The organism is Loigolactobacillus iwatensis, assembly GCF_003950295.1.
GTDB lineage: Bacteria > Bacillota > Bacilli > Lactobacillales > Lactobacillaceae > Loigolactobacillus > Loigolactobacillus iwatensis.
The window spans coordinates 159244-177403 of record NZ_RHNP01000001.1 but is presented as its reverse complement, the minus strand read 5'-3'; the positions used below and the strand labels follow the sequence as shown (position 1 = coordinate 177403).

The following is an 18160-nucleotide window of genomic DNA, read 5'->3' as shown; positions in this document are numbered from 1 at the left end:
TATAAACACAATCTAACTTGTGCTAGTGCAACTTATTCAAAAAAAGGCCAACATAGCGCTGTTTTAAGCGACTAAGTTGGCCTTTTTGTTAATGGATATATTTTTAGGGGGGAACTAATTGCCGGCTTTAATTAAAGCATCAGTCACAATTTTTAATTGTCCCCTTGTGGCATAGGGATCGTAATAGTACATTTTATTAAATGGTAATTCAATGACGTGTTTTGCTTTAACGGCTGGTAATGATTTCCAAATCGGATTTTTTTGCATTGCAACCAAATCTGGGTCCTTAGTGCCTTTACCGCTAGAACTGGTTACAAACATGTAATCGGCCTTATACTTTGGGACTGATTCAATCGAAATTTCTTTAAAACCAGCGCCAGAATTAACCTTAGCTAAGGCTGGTGCCAATTTGAAGCCTAAACCATGAGTTAAGGCCTGAGCGCCCCGACTAAATCCAGCACCGTAAGCGTAAAATTTACCGTTTTGCATTTCATAAATACCAACCGTCTTTTTCCGACTAATTCCGGCCTTATCTAAACGCTTAGACTGTTGTTTGGCGGTCTTTTTAAATGATTGTTTAAATGCTGCGGCCTGTTTATCGCGATTCAATAATTTAGCAAAATAATTTAATGACTTATAAAAATCTTGAGTTTTAGTATAAGAGATCTGAACAGTTGGCGCAATTTTCTCCATCTTTTTGGTGTCAGCTTCATTGCTAGTGATGATCAAATCTGGTTTTAATTTTAGAACTGATTCAGGATTCATTGGCGTTCCAACATCTTTAATTTTTTTAACTTTGGCCTGATTGAGGTAGGGATTGGCCAGTTCTAGCTTGGTGGAACCGACAGTGTTAACCCCTAATGACATTACTTGGCCTAAATATAGGCCGGCGACAACACGTTTTGGGTGATTGGGAACTTGGACGGTGCCGTTTTCGGCCTTAAAGGCGTGGGTAGCGGCCGCACTTACTGGTCGTGCAGTGCTGCATAAAAAAGTGACCGCCAGTAAAGCAAATATCCAGAATCTTTTCTTAAACATAAAGACAACTCCTTTTAAGTTATAAATTTAATTTGTTTGGTGTAGTAGCAAAATCACAAAGTAAGGCATGGTAATCACGGCGACGACAAGTCCGACTGGTAATTGACTTGGGGCGAAGACAACCTCGGCAACAATTGCAGCAAATAAAACGAGGTCGATGCCAATTAGTACCGTTAAGGGGAGATAGTAGCGACTTTTGTGACCAACTAATGAATGTGCAATGTGTGGCGCCATTAAACCAACGAAGCTAATGGCACCGCCGCCGGCCACTGCGATCCCGGCTAATAGTACGGCCAGCAATAGTAAATTTCGGCGTTTGTTTCTAACTGCCAATCCAAGGCTGCTAGCAGACTGCTGCCCGAGGGTTAGTAGATCACTACCCCATAATTGGCGAACCATGAATGGCAAAATGACTAGAATGGCACAAGTTAGAACAAAAATGTAGCTCCAGTCTTGATTCCAAAAGTCACCACTGATCCAGATAATTAATTTGTCAAAATCAAACTGATTAAGTTGCAGTTCAATCAATAAAATAATGCCATTTAATAAAGTACCGCTGGCGATACCAATTAATAAAAGTTGCAGCGGTTGTTGCAAACGCCGCTGTATAAAGACAATTGCAGCACCTAAAAGACTGCCAAGTACAGCAAAAAGTGGTAAACCAATCGTTTGTGTTAAGTTGATGTAGTGACTAAGCGCTAGAAAGATTACTGCGCCTAAGCTGGCACCGGCATTAATGCCCATGACGCTAGTATCGGCCAAAGGGTTTTCAGTAACTAATTGCAAAATTGCACCACTAAGGGCCAGACAACCGCCACAGATAACACTTAACATAATTTGTGGTAAACGAAATTGCAGTAAAATAAGTTGTGACTGTGCATCACCTTGGCCAACTAAGGTTGTAAGAACGTTATGTAAAGAGAGGTGAATGCTGCCGTGGGTCATTTGAAAGAAACTTAATAGAACAAAAAGGACTAATAGACCAGCAAACCATGCACCAAAGCGGTGTTTTCTTTTTAGATTAGTCAATTCAAGGCCTCCTCTTGATTACGCCAGAGGAAAATGAATAGAAATAAGCCGCCTAAGATAGCAGTCAGCGCACCTAAGGGCAATTCAAAGGGTGGATGGGCAGACTTAGCCAATGCGTCGCCAAAGCTGAGAAAGGCGCCCCCAGCAAGTAATACTTGGCCAACTGTATGCTTGAAATTGTGGCCGCTGAGTAAAGCGATACATTGGGGAATTCCCAAACCAACAAAAGCAATGTTACCGGCCACGGCAACACTGGCACCGGCGGCAAGTACAATTAGGCAGGCTGCCCATAAACGTGTCCAATTTCGTTTTGTCCCTAACCCTTGGGCCAATTGATCATTGAGCGCAAGCAGCGTCAATTCTTGGCGAAGACAAAATAGGCCAATAACTAAAATGAAAAAAGTAATGGCAAGCAGAGTAACCGCCTGATACGTTACACCGGAGAATCCACCGACTAACAATGTTCGTTATTTTGCAGTTGACTGGGTGAGTAAACTGACAGCGTAAGCCACGCTGACAAGAAAGCCTGAAAAAATTGTACCGCCTAAAATTAATCGCAGTGGTTGCATACCACTGCGCGTTACTGATAGGCCAAGCACAATACAAAAAGCAATTAAAGCGCCTAACAATGCAAGTCCAAAACGGGCAGCGATGGTAAATGGAATACCAACCACCGTACCAATGATTAGAGCCAGATTTGCGCCACTATTGACGCCTAAAATCGCTGGATCAGCAATTGGATTACGTGAAATGGTTTGTAGTAATTGACCCGCAACAGCTAACAAGCTACCAATTAACACACTGGCCAACGCACGAGGTAGCCGAACTTGTAGAATTATTTGCTGTTCTAAGCCAGTGTGTGGGTGAAGCAATGTTAGTGGGCTGTACCAAGTTGGTCCACTGCAGAGGTCGATAGTAAAGCCTAATAATAACAGGCAAATTAAGATAAAATTCAAATGGGCTATTTTATGTTGCATCCTTTTCCCCCTTACCGAGAGAGTGTTTGGAAAAGCGGTTAGATTCTACTCTGCAATTATAGTGAGTTATTTACAAAGATCGCAAATAGCTTAGGACGCCTCGAATGTTGTCGATTCTTGTGGCAAAGTTTAAAGGTCACAGTTACAAAGTCCGTAACTGCTCGCGACTCAATTCGTCTCGGTCACCGCAGGAAGCTGCTTTTTCAAACACGTTTACACTAAATTAGTCAGGTGAATACTAGTAAAAGTATTTTTCAAACACGATCTAAGGCCAATAATGATTAAAATGAAAAAGATCTCATTTAAGTTTTAATTTTAGCAGAAGAAATAGTTTATATCTAGACTAATTGAAAACTATTCTCAATTACGGACTAACCGATTTAAAAAAGCAAGGCCGTGAAGTGAACCCAGACTTTTGTCCCACACCTTAATTTAAAATTCTCTTTTACTGTACCAAAAAAGCGCTAGAAAGTTTAGTTTGCTTCAAACCAAATTTTCTAACGCTAATAACTAGCCCATTATTGCATGTGTAGTAGATTTAATTTATCTAGATGTTCCGCAATTTGAACTGAATTCCACGCGGCACCTTTCAATAAATTATCGGAAACGTTCCATAAATGATAGGCGTTATCTTCTTCTTGATCAGGTCGAACACGACCAACAAAGGTATCGCGACTACCTTCCGCGTTGATTGGCATTGGGTAGATTTGATGATCAGGATCATCTTGTAAAACGACACCAGGGGCGTTGCGTAGAGCAGCTTGAATGCCCGCAACATTAGCATTTTTAGCGTCTTCAACTTCAAAGTAAACTTCTTCAGAATGACTGACTGGAACGGGGACGCGAGCACAAGTTGCGGTTACCTTGATAGCCTTACTGTTCATGTCACCAGCCATGATCTTTTTGGTTTCGTGGATCATTTTCCATTCTTCATGGGAGTAGCCATCTTCTTCAAACACGTCGATTTGCGGTAAAACATTAAAAGCAATTGGATAGTGCTTTTTATCACCAGCAGTTGGTAAAATATCAGCGTGCATTTCTTTGCCATCTAAGTAATCTTGCGTTTCAGTTCGTAGCTCTTGTAAAGCACGGTTACCGGCACCACTAACGGCCTGGTAAGTTGAAACAATCACTTTTTTTAGACCAAATTTTTGGCGAATTGGTTCTAGTGAAACAACCATTTGAATCGTCGAGCAATTTGGATTAGCAATGATACCATGATGCGCATAAAGTGCCTTTTCATTAACTTCAGGAACAACTAAAGGTACTTCAGGATCCATGCGGAAAGCACTTGTATTATCAACAACGACAGCGCCACGTTTAACAGCTTCAGGAGCAAATTTTTTGGAAACACCGCCACCAGCAGAGAAAAGGGCTAGATCAACGCCCTTAAAAGAATCAGGCACAGTTTCTTCAACAGTAATTGTCTGGTCTTTAAACTTTAATTGTTTACCAGCAGAACGACTAGATGCTAGCAATTTTACAGAATTAATTGGTAAAGTTGTCTCCTCTAACATCTGAATCATTCGGGTACCAACAGCGCCAGTTGCGCCAACCACTGCAACATTATAACCACTCACAGTAAAAGACCTCGCTTTTTATAAGTTAGCCTATAGTTTAGCACAAAATATAAAATTAGAAAACAATGAAACCTCACATTGTTTTATTAAAATGTTTAGTGACGTGCTTTAGACTAGTGCTAATCGTTATTCCAATAAATATTCTAATTGCTTAATAATTTATTCTTTTTACAGGATGAGGCCCTGGATGAAAAGTCTTGTGGTCCGTAAATGAGCACTTAGATTAATTTAAATAGTCAGGGTCATATTTTTATCTGGAAAACAATCAAGTAGTGAGTGTGGCTAAGTAATGGATTTATGCATAAATTTATTAATTTTGGCGGATTAAATTTTACTAATTAATTAAAATAAGTAAAAGTTGTGGTGAGTAATTCGGACGTTTACAGTTTTCTGTGTTATTTTGTAGTTAAGCGTTTTCTAATTATTAAACAAAACAGGTACGAGAACGTTTATAATGTAGATATCAAATGTCCTTAAACAGAATCGGAGGTAATTAGAATGACCCAAAAAGCTTATATGATCGGTACTGGAATCGGTAATTTAGCTGCAGGTATCTATTTGATTCGTGATGGTGGTTGGCGTGGTGATCAGATTACTATGTTTGGCCTGAATAAACATGGTGCTAACGATGGTGATACGGTCGCTGCCTATGAGGATGAGTACGGGATTACACCACTTGGAAACAGCCAGGGCTATTTGGCCGAGGGTGGTCGAATGTTAAATGAGGAGACGTACGAAAATCTTTGGGATCTATTGCGGGAAGTTCCGTCATTAGATAATCCTGGTCAATCAGTAACGGATGATATTTTAGATTTCGATCACGCACACCCAACGCATGATGTTGCCCGTTTAATGGATAAGTTTAACGGTATTCGGAATAAAGGTGACCGCCAGGATTATAATCATATGCAGTTTAATAATCACGATCGTTATTTGTTAAGCAAATTAATGTTGTTACCTGAAAGCAAAGAGCAAGAATTAAATGACGTGAGTATTAAGCAATGGTTCAAAACTAGTCAGCATATTTTTCAGACTAATTTCTGGTATATGTGGCAAACTACCTTTGCGTTTAAGAAGGAAAGTTCTGCGATGGAATTACGCCGTTATATGAACCGGATGATTCTTGAATTTAGTCGGATTAATACACTTGCCGGAGTCACCAGAACGCCTTACAACCAGTATGAAAGTATTATATTACCAATGCGCAAGTATCTAACTGATCGTGGTGTTCAGTTTGTGAATAACCGTAAAATCACGGCGTTCCAATTTAAAGACACACCACTTCGTGACGATATCATCGTGACCGGTTTAGAATACGAAGAAGTTGATAATGACAACCAAAAGGGCAGTGTCTCGATTGAAGAAAATGATCTTGTCTTTGATACTAACGGTGCCATTACTGACAGTACTTCAATTGGTGATCTAGATACGCCAATTAAGGAAAATATGGAGTATGCGCCGAGTGCTCAATTGTGGAAACAGGCCACCGAACACTTTTACGATTTAGGTCATCCTGACAAGTTCTTTAACGACCGATCGCAAAGTGAGTGGATGAGTTTTACAATCACAACCAGTGATCACTACTTGCTGAACCAGGTAACGCGGATTACGCAGCAACAACCTGGCAATGCCCTAAATACTTGGATTGATAGTAACAACTTGATCTCAATTGTTGTTCATCATCAGCCTCATTTTAAGGCGCAAAAAGAGAATGAAACTGTCTTTTGGGGCTACGCAATGTATCCACGGCGGCAAGGGGATTACGTTAAGAAACCATTTATCGAGATGACTGGCCGTGAAATGTTGCAGGAATTACTGGGTCACCTAGCAGAAGTCGATAGCAGTAAAGATAATATTCGGCAACACACGGATAAAATTATGGCCAGTATTATTAACGTTATTCCAGTTTACATGCCGTATGCCAGTGCCCTCTTTAATCGCCGGGCAGTTGGTGACCGACCAGCCGTTGTACCGAAGCATTCCAAGAACTTAGCTTTCATTGGTCAATTTGCGGAAATGCCATTTGATATGGTCTTTACTGAACAATATTCATTCCGTTGTGCCCAGCGCGCCGTTTACCATTTCTTGGGCATTCCTGCTAGTGAGTTAACACCATTACACCATTATGAAAAAGATCCAAAAGTAATGGCACGAGCAACCAAGACAATGTTCCGTTAAAAATGGGTAAAGTGATGTTAGGTAGTTAATTTTATACGGAAACTACCTAACGAATTACGTTCTAATTAGCGCGTGGTTTGAAATTATTTGTTGCAGAAATTGTGACACTAAAGAGGTCGGGACAAAAATCCTGGCCTCTTATTTGTTTGATCATTGCACTAGAACGTGCGCCAAAAGTCTGGATTTAGCTGTAGTTACGCAGTAAACCCAAAACCGACTTTTGTCCCACTTTCTTTATCCGAAGTAGGTCATTCACTAATACCGGGCCAGTTTAATTTATGGGATAATTGAATACCTAAGGAGTTGTGAATTGTGAAAAAGGGAATTTTATTAGTTAACTTGGGAACACCCACTGCACCAGAAGCGAAGCCAGTCCGTGTTTATTTAAGTCGCTTCTTAGCCGATCAGCGGGTCATTGATACACCACGTTTTTTATGGTGGCCGATTTTACATGGTATTATTTTGCGTTTTCGACCGCGACATTCGGCGGCGCTTTATAAAAAAATTTGGTCGGCGGAGGGATCACCATTATTACTATACACGCAGCAGCAAACACAGCAATTACAAGAATTACTGCCTAACTATGTTGTTCGTTTTGCTATGTGTTATAGTGCACCATCCGTACCCACAGCGCTCAGTGAACTAGCTAATCAGGGCGTTGATGAGTTAACGGTTATTCCGCTATACCCGCAATATTCAGGGACGACAACTGGTTCGGTTTTTGATCAGGTAATGACTTATTTTCAAAATAGTTCCAATATTCCGCAGTTATATTTTCAACAAAGTTTTTTCCATGAACCACTCTATATAGCAGCCTTGGCCAATCAAATCAAACTAGAATTAAAAAATCAGTCGTATGATCAACTGATTTTCTCTTATCACGGTATTCCGCAAAAATATGCTGATAACGGGGATCCATACCCACAACAATGCACTGAAACAACGCAGCAAATTATGCAATTGGTCGGCGATCAGCCATACCAGCAAAGCTATCAATCTAAATTTGGTCCTAGTCAGTGGCTATTACCGGCAACGGATCAGACGTTAAAAAATTTGGCCAGTAATGGCTGTAAAAGTGTTTTAGTTATTACACCAAGTTTCGTAGCGGACTGTTTGGAGACACTACAAGAGATTAACCGCGAAAACCGGCAGTACTTTATGGAAAGTGGTGGGCAACGCTTTACCTATTTACACCCACTTAACGGTAGTACAGACTTTACCGCGATATTGGCAAAGCTTGCAGTGAATAATGAACGTGTTCAGCAGACTCATTAATTAGTGACTTAAACCCAACTCGCTCAAGTAATTTTTGAGCGGGTTTATTTTTTTTCGTTGTAATTGCGGTTAATTCAGTTAATTTAAGTTCTTCAAAACTAAATTGAACGATGTGCTGTAAAACTTCCGTCATGACGCCTTGCCGTTGAAATTGAGCTAATAGTTCATAGTGGACACTGGCCGATGTGGTTGTTTCACTAAAGGGTCCTAATTCAAAAGTACCTAGAAAAGTATTACTTTTGCGATCTTGAATTGCCCAGATCAACATTTCATTGCGCATAACGCGGCCCATTGCAGAATTAACGTAACGGGCCGTGTCCATAATTGTCGAGTCAGGTTGACGATCCGCTGCCTGAGCAATGGATTTGTCGTGACGCAATGCGAAAATCTCTTTGATGTTACTCCCAGTCAACCAGTCAAGCGTGTAGTGCGCGGTCATAATTGGGTGGTACTTTTCAAATATTGTCATTGGTTATTCAGCTCTTTCTTCAGGTAGTCTAATTGTGTTTATGCTACCGCAGATTATAGTGTAAATAAACATTTAGATATTTATTGGAAGGTCGAGACCGACCTCGGCCGCATCAACAATTGTTTCGGCAAGCGTTGGGTGAGCGTGAATTGTGTTAGCAACGTCATCTAAGGTCAGTTCGTTTTCAATCACTGTAGTGAGCTCGGCAATTAATTCACTGGCGTTGGGACCAACAATTTGCGCGCCAATAATTTGGTTAGTTTTATCGTCAAAAATAAGTCGTAAAAAGCCTGTGGTGACATTTAACGTTAAGGCCCGGCCATTAGCGCCAAATGGGAATTGTGCGGTTGCGGCGTGATAGCCAGCCTCGATAGCCGCTTTTTTCGATAAACCAGTAACGGCCATTTCAGGATCGCTATAAACAATTTCAGGTAGTGCCTTGTAGTTAACGTGAGTTTCCTTACCGGCCAAAATGGCCCCCAAAACACGAGCCTGATTTGTTGCCCGGTGTTCTAGCATAATTCCCGGCGTAACATCACCAATTGCAAAAATGTGTTCGCGGTTAGTTTGGCACTGGTCATTAATTATAATTTTGTTTTGTTTAGTTAGGTTAAGCCCTAGGTTTTCTAAACCAAGATCTTCAGTATTGGGCAAACGACCAACAGTGACTAGTAAATAGTCGCCATTAATTATTTGTTGCTCCCCATTCTTTTCATAAGTGACTGTGACCGCTGTTTTTGTGTTTTCGACCTTTTTAATTGGTGCCTCAGTAATTATTTCCACGCCTTTACGTTGCAGGTTAGCCGTAACTACTTTAACAAGACTTTCGTCAAATTTAGATAAGAGTCGCTTGGAGTGTTGAATAATTGTGACCTTAGCGCCTAGATCTGCATAGGCCGAGGCTAGCTCGGTACCGATGTAGCCACCACCGTCAACCAATAAATGTTCTGGAATCTTAGGCAAACTAAGCGCGCTCGTTGAATCAATAACGCGCTTTTCAAACGGAAAATCTGCTAATGGTCGCGGTCGCGAGCCTGTTGCAATTACAGCGCGCTTAAAAGCTAGAATAGTCGTTTTAGTTCCACTAACTAAGCGTAAATGATGCAAATCAAGAAAATCTGCGTTACCATAACGTAAATCAACCTGATGTTCTTTAATTAAATCCTGAACGCCACCGACTAATTTATCAACAATACTTTGTTTCCACTGTTGGGTTTTAGTGTAGTCCAGATTCTTTTTACCACCCTGCGTCATACCTAATTGCTCATCACTAGCCATAGCGGCAAAACGATGACCAGCGTTAATTAAAGCCTTTGAGGGAATACAGCCAATGTTTAGGCAAGTTCCGCCAACTTTATTTTTTTCAATGAGGGTTACTTGTTCACCTAACTCACTGGCGCGGATTGCTGCCGTATAACCACCAGGGCCAGCCCCGATAATAACGGTGTCGATATTCTCGGCTTCAGGATAGTCTTTTTCTTTGGCCGGTTGTTTGCTGAAGAGATTACGAAAATTAATTTGGTTATCAATATCCGTCTTTTTAATCATTTTTGCGGTGTTACCTAACACAATTTTACTAAGATCAACATTATTATGAAGTGCATAACAGCGTAACGCTGGTGTTATGTTAACGCCGGCTAGAGTTTTTGCCTCTGCCTTTGCGGCGTCATCCCGGGCCTTTTGCGCTAATTGCGTTTGTTTCTTTAAGTTAGCAGCCAGGTTTTGACCAGGTTCCTCGTCAATTTCAAATAGAACATCAGTGTAACTGAAGGGTTCACCTTCCTGGATATTTATTTTTTTTACTGTACCGGCTAAGGGTGCCTTTAGATCGAGGACCAATTTGTGGCCCTCTAATTCCAACATGTCCTGATTAAAATCTAGATGCTCGCCGGCCTTAATTCGCCAAGCGATAACAGTACCATCAACGGATTTAGTATAAAGATCGGCCAAACGTAATGAACGCATAAAAAGCACTCCTTTTTTTAATAAAATGTAAAGGCTATCATTGATAATTTGATATAAATTGTGTACAATATAATTATACGATAACTAAAGGGGGAATTCAATTTTGAACAAACTTTACACAACAGTTATGACGAACGAAGGTGGCCGTGAAGGTCAAGTATGGTCCAATGACAAGAAATTAGACTTAAAGATTACGGCCCCAGGCGAAGGTAAGGAAGGTACGAACCCAGAACAGCTCTTTGCTGCAGGCTATGCATCTTGTTTTAATAGTGCACTGAGTGTCGCTTTAGAACAAGGCAATGTTTCCGGTAAGAGCACAATTCGTGCTGAAGTTTCATTATTCCAAGGTGATGGCCCTGATTTTAAGATTGCAGTTAAATTAATCGGCCACATTGATGGTTTAGACAAAGAAGAGGCAGCAAAGTATATGCAGATTGCCCACCAAATTTGTCCTTATTCAAAGGCAACTAGTGGTAATGTTGACGTTGAATTAGTAACTGAATAATTTTAGCCTGGCGTGTATCAAAGTTTTGGTAAAATAACTTTGGTGCACGCTTTTTTGCTTAATTAAAATTCTGATGAACAGCATTTGATTATTTTCTACTATCCTATTAAGAAAACTTGCGCTTTTTAAATAACTAAGTGTGCACCTTAGCAAGTGACTCGTCGGTTATTATTTAGGCAGTCTTTTAATCGAGAAGCTTGCTTTTTTCTTTGATTTGAAATACAGAGATCGGTTAAATTACATAAAATCGTCAGTTCGATTGACGTTGAAAATGTATTACGTGCCGGGTTTCATTGCTAATATTAAGCAATTTTGTGAGTTTAGTAGAGTGGTTTTGATTTTTATTTGAGTGTCCATATAAAAAATAGTAAGGAGGCTGGGACAAAAGTCCTAACCTCCTTACTATTTCTGATCGCTACTCTAAGAATGTGTGCCAAAAGTCTGGTTTCTATTCTTTTTCATGTTTACGTTTTTGATCAAATACACCTAGTATGCTTGTCAATAACATAACGCCAATTGTTGCCAAAAGTGTTCTTTCACCTGTAGCCTCACCAGTTTGTGGTAATTTACTAAGCGCTGAGCCGGCAACGGTTGTGTTTGTTTTCTTAGTTGGCTTTTCCCTAGTCAAAGTAGTATTACCAGTTTTCTTTTGGGCCAAATTAATTGTGCCAGTGGTGTTATTGTTAGTAACTGTATCAATATTGTTGCCAGTGGTCGTACCAGCCGTGTTTTCGCTAGTAATGTTATTACCAGTAACTGTATCAACATTGCTACCAGTGGCGTTATTGCCAGTAATTGTACCAACGTTATTACCAGTGGCGTTATTGCCGGTAACTGTACCAACGTTATTACCAGTGGCGTTATTGCCAGTAACTGTGCCAACGTCATTACCAGTAGTGTTATTGCCGGTAGTTGTGTCAGTGTTACCATCAGTGTCAGTGCCAACATTATTACCAGTAGTTGTGCCAGTATTGTTGTCACCAGTAGTAGTTTTTGCCGGTGCGATGGTTAAGGTTCCATTTTGTAAGGTAACAGTGTAGTTACTATTCATCGCATTATTTGCCATTAACGTCAGAGTTACGGTATTACTACCAACATTGGTTCGACTGTTGCCAGTAACACTATAAGTTAATGTATCGCCATTAAGCAGACCAGTTGGTGTAATGGTTAACTGATGCGCCTGTCCATCATAAACGTAACTGGCTGAGTCTGCCGTTAAAGTAGCCTTTGCTTGCGTAATGGTAAATAGCCCACCTTGGACATCAGCGGCCGTGAAATTGTAGTTTGGATTGGCGTTTTGTAGTTTAGTTATGCCAGCCGTACTTAATTTAACGGTGTAACTGCCAACATTTTGACTTGTAATGCCACTTAAATCAAAGTCATTTGCAGTTAATTGTGGCACGACAAAATCCTTATCAGCACTTGGCGCCAAAACAGTATAGGTTGTTGGGTCCGTACTGGCAGTACCGTCGTAAACCTTAGTCGCACCTTGAACCACTAAGTTAGTAGCTAACTGTGAATTATCACTAGGATTAGTTGGGTTAACTGGCGCACTAGGATCGTTTGGGTTGGTCGGCGTGGTTAGGGCCACTGGTGTAACGGTTAAGGTTCCATTTTTTAAAGTAACAGTGTAGTTATTATTGGTCGTGTTATTTTTGGCCAACGTCAAAGTAACGGCATTACTGCCAGCATTGGTTCGACTGTTGCCAGTAACACTATAAGTTAACGTATCGCCATTGAGCAGGCCAGTTGGTGTAACGGCCAGACTGTGTGCTTGCCCATCATAAACGTAACTGGCTGAGTCTGCCGTTAACGTGGCTTTAGCTGGTGCGACGGTTAAAGTTCCATTCTGTAAAGTAACAGTGTAGTTACTATTGATCGTGTTATTTTCGGCCAATGTTAAAGTAACGATATTACTGCCAGCATTGGTTCGACTGTTGCCAGTAACACTATAGGTCAATGTATCACCATTAAGTAGGCCAGTTGGTGTAACGGCCAGACTGTGTGCTTGCCCATCGTAAACGTAACTGGCTGAGTCTGCCGTTAAACTAGCCTTTGCGGGCGTAATGGTAAATAGCCCACTTTGGACATCAGTAGCCGTGAAATCGTAGTTTGGGTTGGCGTTTTGTAGCTTAGTTACGCCAGCCGCACTTAATTTAACGGAGTAACTGCCAACACTTTGGCTTGTAATACCACTTAAATCAAAGTCACTTGCGGTTAACTGAGGTACGACAAAGTCCTTATCAGCACTTGGCGCCAAAACAGTGTAAGTTGTTGGATCGGTACTGGAAGTACCATCGTAAACTTTAGTTGAGCCTTGAATCACTAAGCTAGTGGCCAATTGTGGATTATCACTAGGATTAGTTGGGTTAACCGGTGCATTAGGATCATTTGGGTTGGCCGGTGTGGTTAAGGCCAACGGTGTAACGGTTAAAGTTCCATTTTTTAAAGTAACAATGTAGTTACTATTGATCGCGTTATTTGCCGTTAACGCTAAGGTCACGGCATTACTACCAACATTGGTTCGACTGTTGCCAGTAACGCTATAGGTCAATGTATCACCGTTAAGCAGGCCAGTCGGTGTGATGGCTAGGCTATGCGCCTGTCCATCATAAACGTAACTGGTCGAGTCCGCCGTTAACGTGGCCTTTGCCGGTGTAATGGTAAATAGCCCACTTTGGACATCAGTAGCCGTAAAGTCGTAGTTTGGATTAGCATTTTGTAACTTCGTTATGCCAGCCGCACTTAATTTGACGGTGTAGTTGCCAACATTTTGGCTTGTAATACCACTTAAATCAAAGTCACTTGCGGTCAACTGGGGCACAACAAAGTCCTTATCGGCACTTGGCGCCAAAACAGTGTAGGTTGTTGGATCCGTACTGGCAGCACCATCGTAAACCTTAGTCGCGCCTTGAACCACTAAGCTAGTGGCTAACTGTGGATTATCACTAGGATTAGTTGGGTTAACTGGCGCACTAGGATTGTTTGGGTTGGCCGGTGTGGTTAAGGCTAACGGTGTGACGGTTAAAGTCCCATTCTGTAAGGTAACAGTGTAGTTACTATTGGTTGTATTGTTTTCGGCCAATGTCAAAATCACGGCATTACTACCAGCATTGGTTCGACTGTTGCCAGTAACACTATAAGTTAACGTATCACCATTAAGCAGACCAGTTGGTGTAATGGTTAGCTGATGCGCCTGTCCATCGTAAACGTAACTGGCTGAGTCTGCCGTTAAACTAGCCTTAGCTGGTGTGATAGTGTCTGTTGCCGCGTTAGTTTCCAATGCCGTTGCATTTTTTAAATTCAGTGTTGGTTCAGCGGCAGCAAGGTGCTTCAATCCTTGTGCAGTTAGGGCTAACGTGTAGGTACCTACTGTAATTGGAGTCACTTTAGATTGTCCTGGTTGTGTGAAGATGTAGTCGCCAGTCTGCAACTGATAGGTTGTAGTAGTCCCATCTGCGGCGGTTAATGTCAAAATTGGCGCGGTGGTGAAAACTGGCGTATTAGCGTAAACTTTTGTGTCACCTGGAACATTACCAGTAGTGTTTAATTGATAGTAGAAATTAACGACCCCATTAGGAGCGAAAGTACCCTTTTGTGTAGCGGCACCGACTAAAGTATAGTTGGCAATATCGGCAGCAGTAGCCGTATAAGCTGTGCTGTAGTCACCAGTCAAAGTTGTACTGGCGGCTAATTTAGTTGTAGTGCCAACTAAATAATAGTTAACCGGTAAATTTTCTGTTGCTAAAGCAAGTTGTGCACCGATCGTATTTGTCGCTGTAATTTTATTGCCAGTACTATCGGTTGCTATTGTATTGGCTTGGGTTAAATCAATTTTGCCTACAGCGGCCGCTGTTGCATCGACCGCTACTTGCATTGGCGCACTTAGTTCAATTGTATCTTTGGCGCCAAGATTAGTTGCCGTTATGATGAATGAACGTACTTGTGACCAATTTTTAATTGAACTAACCGGAAGGTAGCCGATGTATTGGTTGGGTCAGTGGTATCGTACACGCTGTAGGCATTATCTGTAGTATTTTTTAATCCATCTTGAGTTACTAATTCGGATGGTGCACTGATTAACCAAGTAACGTCATTGTTGTCCATATACAACTGATTATTTTCAACGGTCCAATCACTACCAACCACTTGTGAGTCGGCATTACCGGCCACGTTGATCGCATAGTCATGATTAGAGTATGTGTACTTAGCTAGATCCATCGCCGAGGTAACGAAAATAGTGCCGCCATCGTTATCACCACTGACGGTGATTTTATCACCAGGTAGCTCATCTGCGTTGACAATGAAATTTGCCTGTAAATTGCCGTTGATCACTGGTGAAATACCAGTGCCAACCCAATTAAGCTCGATCACTTGACGCCCGTTAACAGTATCTTTCAATTGCGTTACTTTGGCGGCCTTTAAATCAGCAGTACTCATATTAATTGCTTTAGATAAATCACCATTACCGGCAAAAGAAGTACCAGCTGGGGCTACAATATAGACAATTGGTTCAAACGGTAAAGCTTCATTTTCTGGGCCTTCATACGTGTTGGCGACATTAGTGATTGAATAGTAGGTGGCCGTAATTGTATCACCATCATTTAAAACATTATTGTTATTTTGAGTGGTGTAAGCGATCGAATTACTGATTACGGAAACTGGTACATCAGTGGCTGTGATTGTGTGAGAGTCCTGGCCGGCCGTTCCTTTGGGAGATAAATCCTTTGCCGTGATGACTAATGCGGTTCCGGGAGTAACTGCAGTTCCATTGCGATAATTTTTAATTACATAGCCATAATAATGGAAATTTTGAGTGCCATCGTTGCTACTGACATATAATGCAGTGTAGCCAACACCAGGTGCTAGATTAGTTGTTATTTCAAAACTGGCCACTCCTTGATCGGATGCAAAGGATGGTTGAAATAATTCGCTTAAACCCAGTGTTTTCGTTTCCGTAGTTGTTCCATCCCAGGCCGTTGCAGTAACGGTAAAGGTTGTACCAACTGGATAGCTGTCTGAGTTACTACCAGTACTTGGTGTCCGCATACTTGTAACGTACAGACCATCCGGTACTGTAACTAATACATCACTTTTTGCGGTGTAATTACTCAGATTTTGAAAATCAGTCATGAAAAGTAGATTATTGTCCTCACCAGTTTGTGTTGTATCTTGATTAGCATAAGCAGTCTGATTCAATAATAAGGAGGAACTACCTTCGTTGGGTGCTAAGACGTAAACTCGTGAAGCATAAGTTGGTGTAGTTAACTTGTCAGTGAGAGGCGTGGTAGCCGTTATGGTTAGTGGTGTGCCCAAAAAAGTGCCAGTAACACTAGGCGCGCTGGTTGCACTGATATCACCAGTAGGAGTACCAGTAACATACGAACCTAAAATTCTAACGAAAATATCACTTTTCAATGTTGTAGCTGGATAGGTTACAATCACGTTATTACCGTTTTGTGTGAAAGTTGCCTTATTTGCTGTATCAGAAAGTCCGTTAGTTGATAATAAGGTTGAATTAGCGGTATCTAATTGGAAGCCGGCTGGTACCGGAATTGTTACGACAATGTTGGCTAATTGGGTCCGGTAACTATCAGAAATACTTCCATCGTACGCATAAGTTGCTGCGGAAAAACGAACCTGATAGCCATATTCTTCACCAGTAGTTACGGTTGGTGTATTAGAAGTAGTTGGCTGTACTCGCGTAATTTCTTGAGTTGTTGTGTAGGCCGTTGGATTAGTAAACGTAATTGGAATGGTAGCCAAAGTTGTTGTGCCACTGACTAGATTTAGGCTGGCCTGTGATTGGTCAGCAATTTGAAGGTAATCATTTGCGGCCTCAACGTAAACGTTAATGCCAAAACTACCAGACGAATCAGTGGCAGTAAAAGTCAGCGTTTCTGGATTGGTTTTACTAGTAGCACTACCAGATGGCGTTACGGTAAATAAATTATGATCATCACCGACGACATGTAGGCCATAGGGTAGGACAAGCTGGAAGGTATCGCCAGCCGCTACGTGACCAGAGATAACAATGTGAGCCTCACCACTAGCTGTATCACTAGTTAGTAAGTTAATTGCCGCGCTGGTACTGCTGCCATTGAGCGTAATTCCGACGGCACTAGTGCTGGCCAGATCAGTTGTTGGTGCTGTTGCGGAAGTAGCATTTAACGTAACGGCCACTGGTGAAGTGGAAAGCAAGGTTTCTAATCGCTGCAATTCTTCCTCAGAAACACCGCTATTTAAATTAACAATTAACTGATTATTACTGGTTGTTATACTGACACCAGCAGGTAATTCACTTTGAATTGTTGTTGCGTAAGTCGCAGCAGTATTAACGCTGGCCGTTACTTTATTGGCGCTACTAGTTGCTGCAGTTAAAGTGCTAGTTGCAGTGCTTTGTGAATTTGTAGCAGTGCTGGCTGAAAGGTTGGCACTGGTTTTATTTGGTGTGCTGGTGGTGGCCGTACTAGTGGTGGCAGACACTGTTCCAGTTGTTGCGGTAGCGTCTGAACTAGTACTAGTTGAACTGACTACTGTTGAAGAATTGTTACCGGTCGTTGCACCACTAACTGCGGCGCTAGCGGTACTAGTTGTCGGTGTGTTATTAATTGCTGCGGTGCTTGTCGAGGAAATATCGTTGGAAGCCGTTGCGGTCGCTGTGCTGCTAACCGCCGTTGACTTATTGGTTGCGTTACTAGTTGCTGCAGCGGTGCTGGTAACTGCACTACTAGCCTGACTCGCAGTAGCGGCCGAACTTGCAGTGGTACTGGCAGTACTTGTGGCGCTGGTCTTGGCTAGCGTATTAGCACTGGAATCCGCTGTACTTGCACTAATAGCTGTGGACTTAGTAGCAGGTAAAACTGTAGTTGCCTGCTGTAGTGTATCAGCAGCGGTACTTGTTGTGGACACCGTTGCAGCCGTAGTATCGGTAGTTGCTGCATTAACTTGATCAACTGCTAAAAAGGAACCTAAAGCGACTACGGAAATACCAGCAACTAACCAGCGTTTCCCCGCCTTATACATTTTGTAATGTTGCTTAGTGTCTAATTGACTAAATTTATTATTCAATAAAAATCCCTCCAAATATTAATCTACCCAAGTTCCAGTTTAATGAGATATTATTCATTACGGGTCGTTTATA

Annotated in this window: 10 protein-coding genes and 1 pseudogene; 3 read left to right on the top strand and 8 right to left on the bottom strand. The window is 41.6% G+C overall.

All coding sequences use genetic code 11. The annotated features are described in order from the left end of the window. Window positions 1-114 precede the first annotated feature (114 nt). From EKM98_RS00810 to EKM98_RS00795, 4 genes and pseudogenes are all read right to left on the bottom strand, one after another. A complete protein-coding gene (locus EKM98_RS00810; protein ID WP_125979778.1) occupies window positions 115-1038 on the bottom strand; it encodes an ABC transporter substrate-binding protein in 924 nt (307 codons plus the stop codon). A 27-nt stretch (window positions 1039-1065) separates the two neighbouring features. Continuing rightward, complete coding sequence (locus EKM98_RS00805; RefSeq protein WP_225418496.1) at window positions 1066-2067, bottom strand: FecCD family ABC transporter permease; 1002 nt, start codon at window positions 2065-2067, stop codon at window positions 1066-1068. After that, window positions 2064-3044, bottom strand: a pseudogene (locus EKM98_RS00800) (FecCD family ABC transporter permease). Before EKM98_RS00800 ends, EKM98_RS00805 begins: the two are co-directional and overlap by 4 nt. Window positions 3045-3562: 518 nt before the next feature. Beyond that, window positions 3563-4624, bottom strand: a complete 1062-nt coding sequence (locus EKM98_RS00795; RefSeq protein WP_075168962.1) for an aspartate-semialdehyde dehydrogenase — start codon at window positions 4622-4624, stop codon at window positions 3563-3565. A 498-nt stretch (window positions 4625-5122) separates the two neighbouring features. On the opposite strand from EKM98_RS00795, the gene EKM98_RS00790 reads away from it, so the two are divergent. Both EKM98_RS00790 and hemH read left to right on the top strand, forming a co-directional pair. After that, on the top strand, window positions 5123-6802 hold the full coding sequence (locus EKM98_RS00790) for an oleate hydratase (protein ID WP_068279503.1): 1680 nt from the start codon (window positions 5123-5125) through the stop codon (window positions 6800-6802). A 312-nt stretch (window positions 6803-7114) separates the two neighbouring features. Beyond that, a complete protein-coding gene (gene hemH, locus EKM98_RS00785) occupies window positions 7115-8077 on the top strand; it encodes a ferrochelatase (RefSeq protein WP_068279506.1) in 963 nt (320 codons plus the stop codon). Here the strand turns inward: hemH and EKM98_RS00780 are convergent. Both EKM98_RS00780 and lpdA read right to left on the bottom strand, forming a co-directional pair. Next, complete coding sequence (locus tag EKM98_RS00780; RefSeq protein ID WP_068225974.1) at window positions 8019-8546, bottom strand: GNAT family N-acetyltransferase; 528 nt, start codon at window positions 8544-8546, stop codon at window positions 8019-8021. The two genes, hemH and EKM98_RS00780, sit on opposite strands and share 59 nt — an antisense overlap. 72 nt (window positions 8547-8618) lie before the next feature. Beyond that, window positions 8619-10511 carry a dihydrolipoyl dehydrogenase gene (gene lpdA, locus EKM98_RS00775; RefSeq protein WP_082918555.1) on the bottom strand — a complete coding sequence of 631 codons (1893 nt, stop codon included), beginning with the start codon at window positions 10509-10511 and terminating at the stop codon, window positions 8619-8621. A gap of 103 nt (window positions 10512-10614) precedes the next feature. Here lpdA and EKM98_RS00770 point away from each other — a divergent pair, with 103 nt between their 5' ends. Continuing rightward, a complete protein-coding gene (locus EKM98_RS00770; RefSeq protein ID WP_068225975.1) occupies window positions 10615-11016 on the top strand; it encodes an organic hydroperoxide resistance protein in 402 nt (133 codons plus the stop codon). A 448-nt stretch (window positions 11017-11464) separates the two neighbouring features. Here EKM98_RS00770 and EKM98_RS00765 read toward each other — a convergent pair whose 3' ends face one another. Beyond that, window positions 11465-14893 carry a beta strand repeat-containing protein gene (locus EKM98_RS00765; RefSeq protein ID WP_125979776.1) on the bottom strand — a complete coding sequence of 1143 codons (3429 nt, stop codon included), beginning with the start codon at window positions 14891-14893 and terminating at the stop codon, window positions 11465-11467. Between the two features lie 47 nt (window positions 14894-14940). Beyond that, a complete protein-coding gene (locus tag EKM98_RS00760; RefSeq protein WP_125979774.1) occupies window positions 14941-18087 on the bottom strand; it encodes a KxYKxGKxW signal peptide domain-containing protein in 3147 nt (1048 codons plus the stop codon). Window positions 18088-18160 lie beyond the last annotated feature (73 nt).

Excerpts from the sequence above, each read along its gene's own strand:
- EKM98_RS00810 (WP_125979778.1), bottom strand. The coding sequence starts at position 1,038 with ATGTTTAAGAAAAGATTCTGGATATTTGCTTTACTGGCGGTCACTTTT.
- EKM98_RS00790 (WP_068279503.1), top strand. The coding sequence starts at position 5,123 with ATGACCCAAAAAGCTTATATGATCGGTACTGGAATCGGTAATTTAGCT.
- EKM98_RS00780 (WP_068225974.1), bottom strand. The coding sequence starts at position 8,546 with ATGACAATATTTGAAAAGTACCACCCAATTATGACCGCGCACTACACG.
- lpdA (WP_082918555.1), bottom strand. The coding sequence starts at position 10,511 with ATGCGTTCATTACGTTTGGCCGATCTTTATACTAAATCCGTTGATGGT.
- EKM98_RS00765 (WP_125979776.1), bottom strand. The coding sequence starts at position 14,893 with ATGCAAGTAGCGGTCGATGCAACAGCGGCCGCTGTAGGCAAAATTGAT.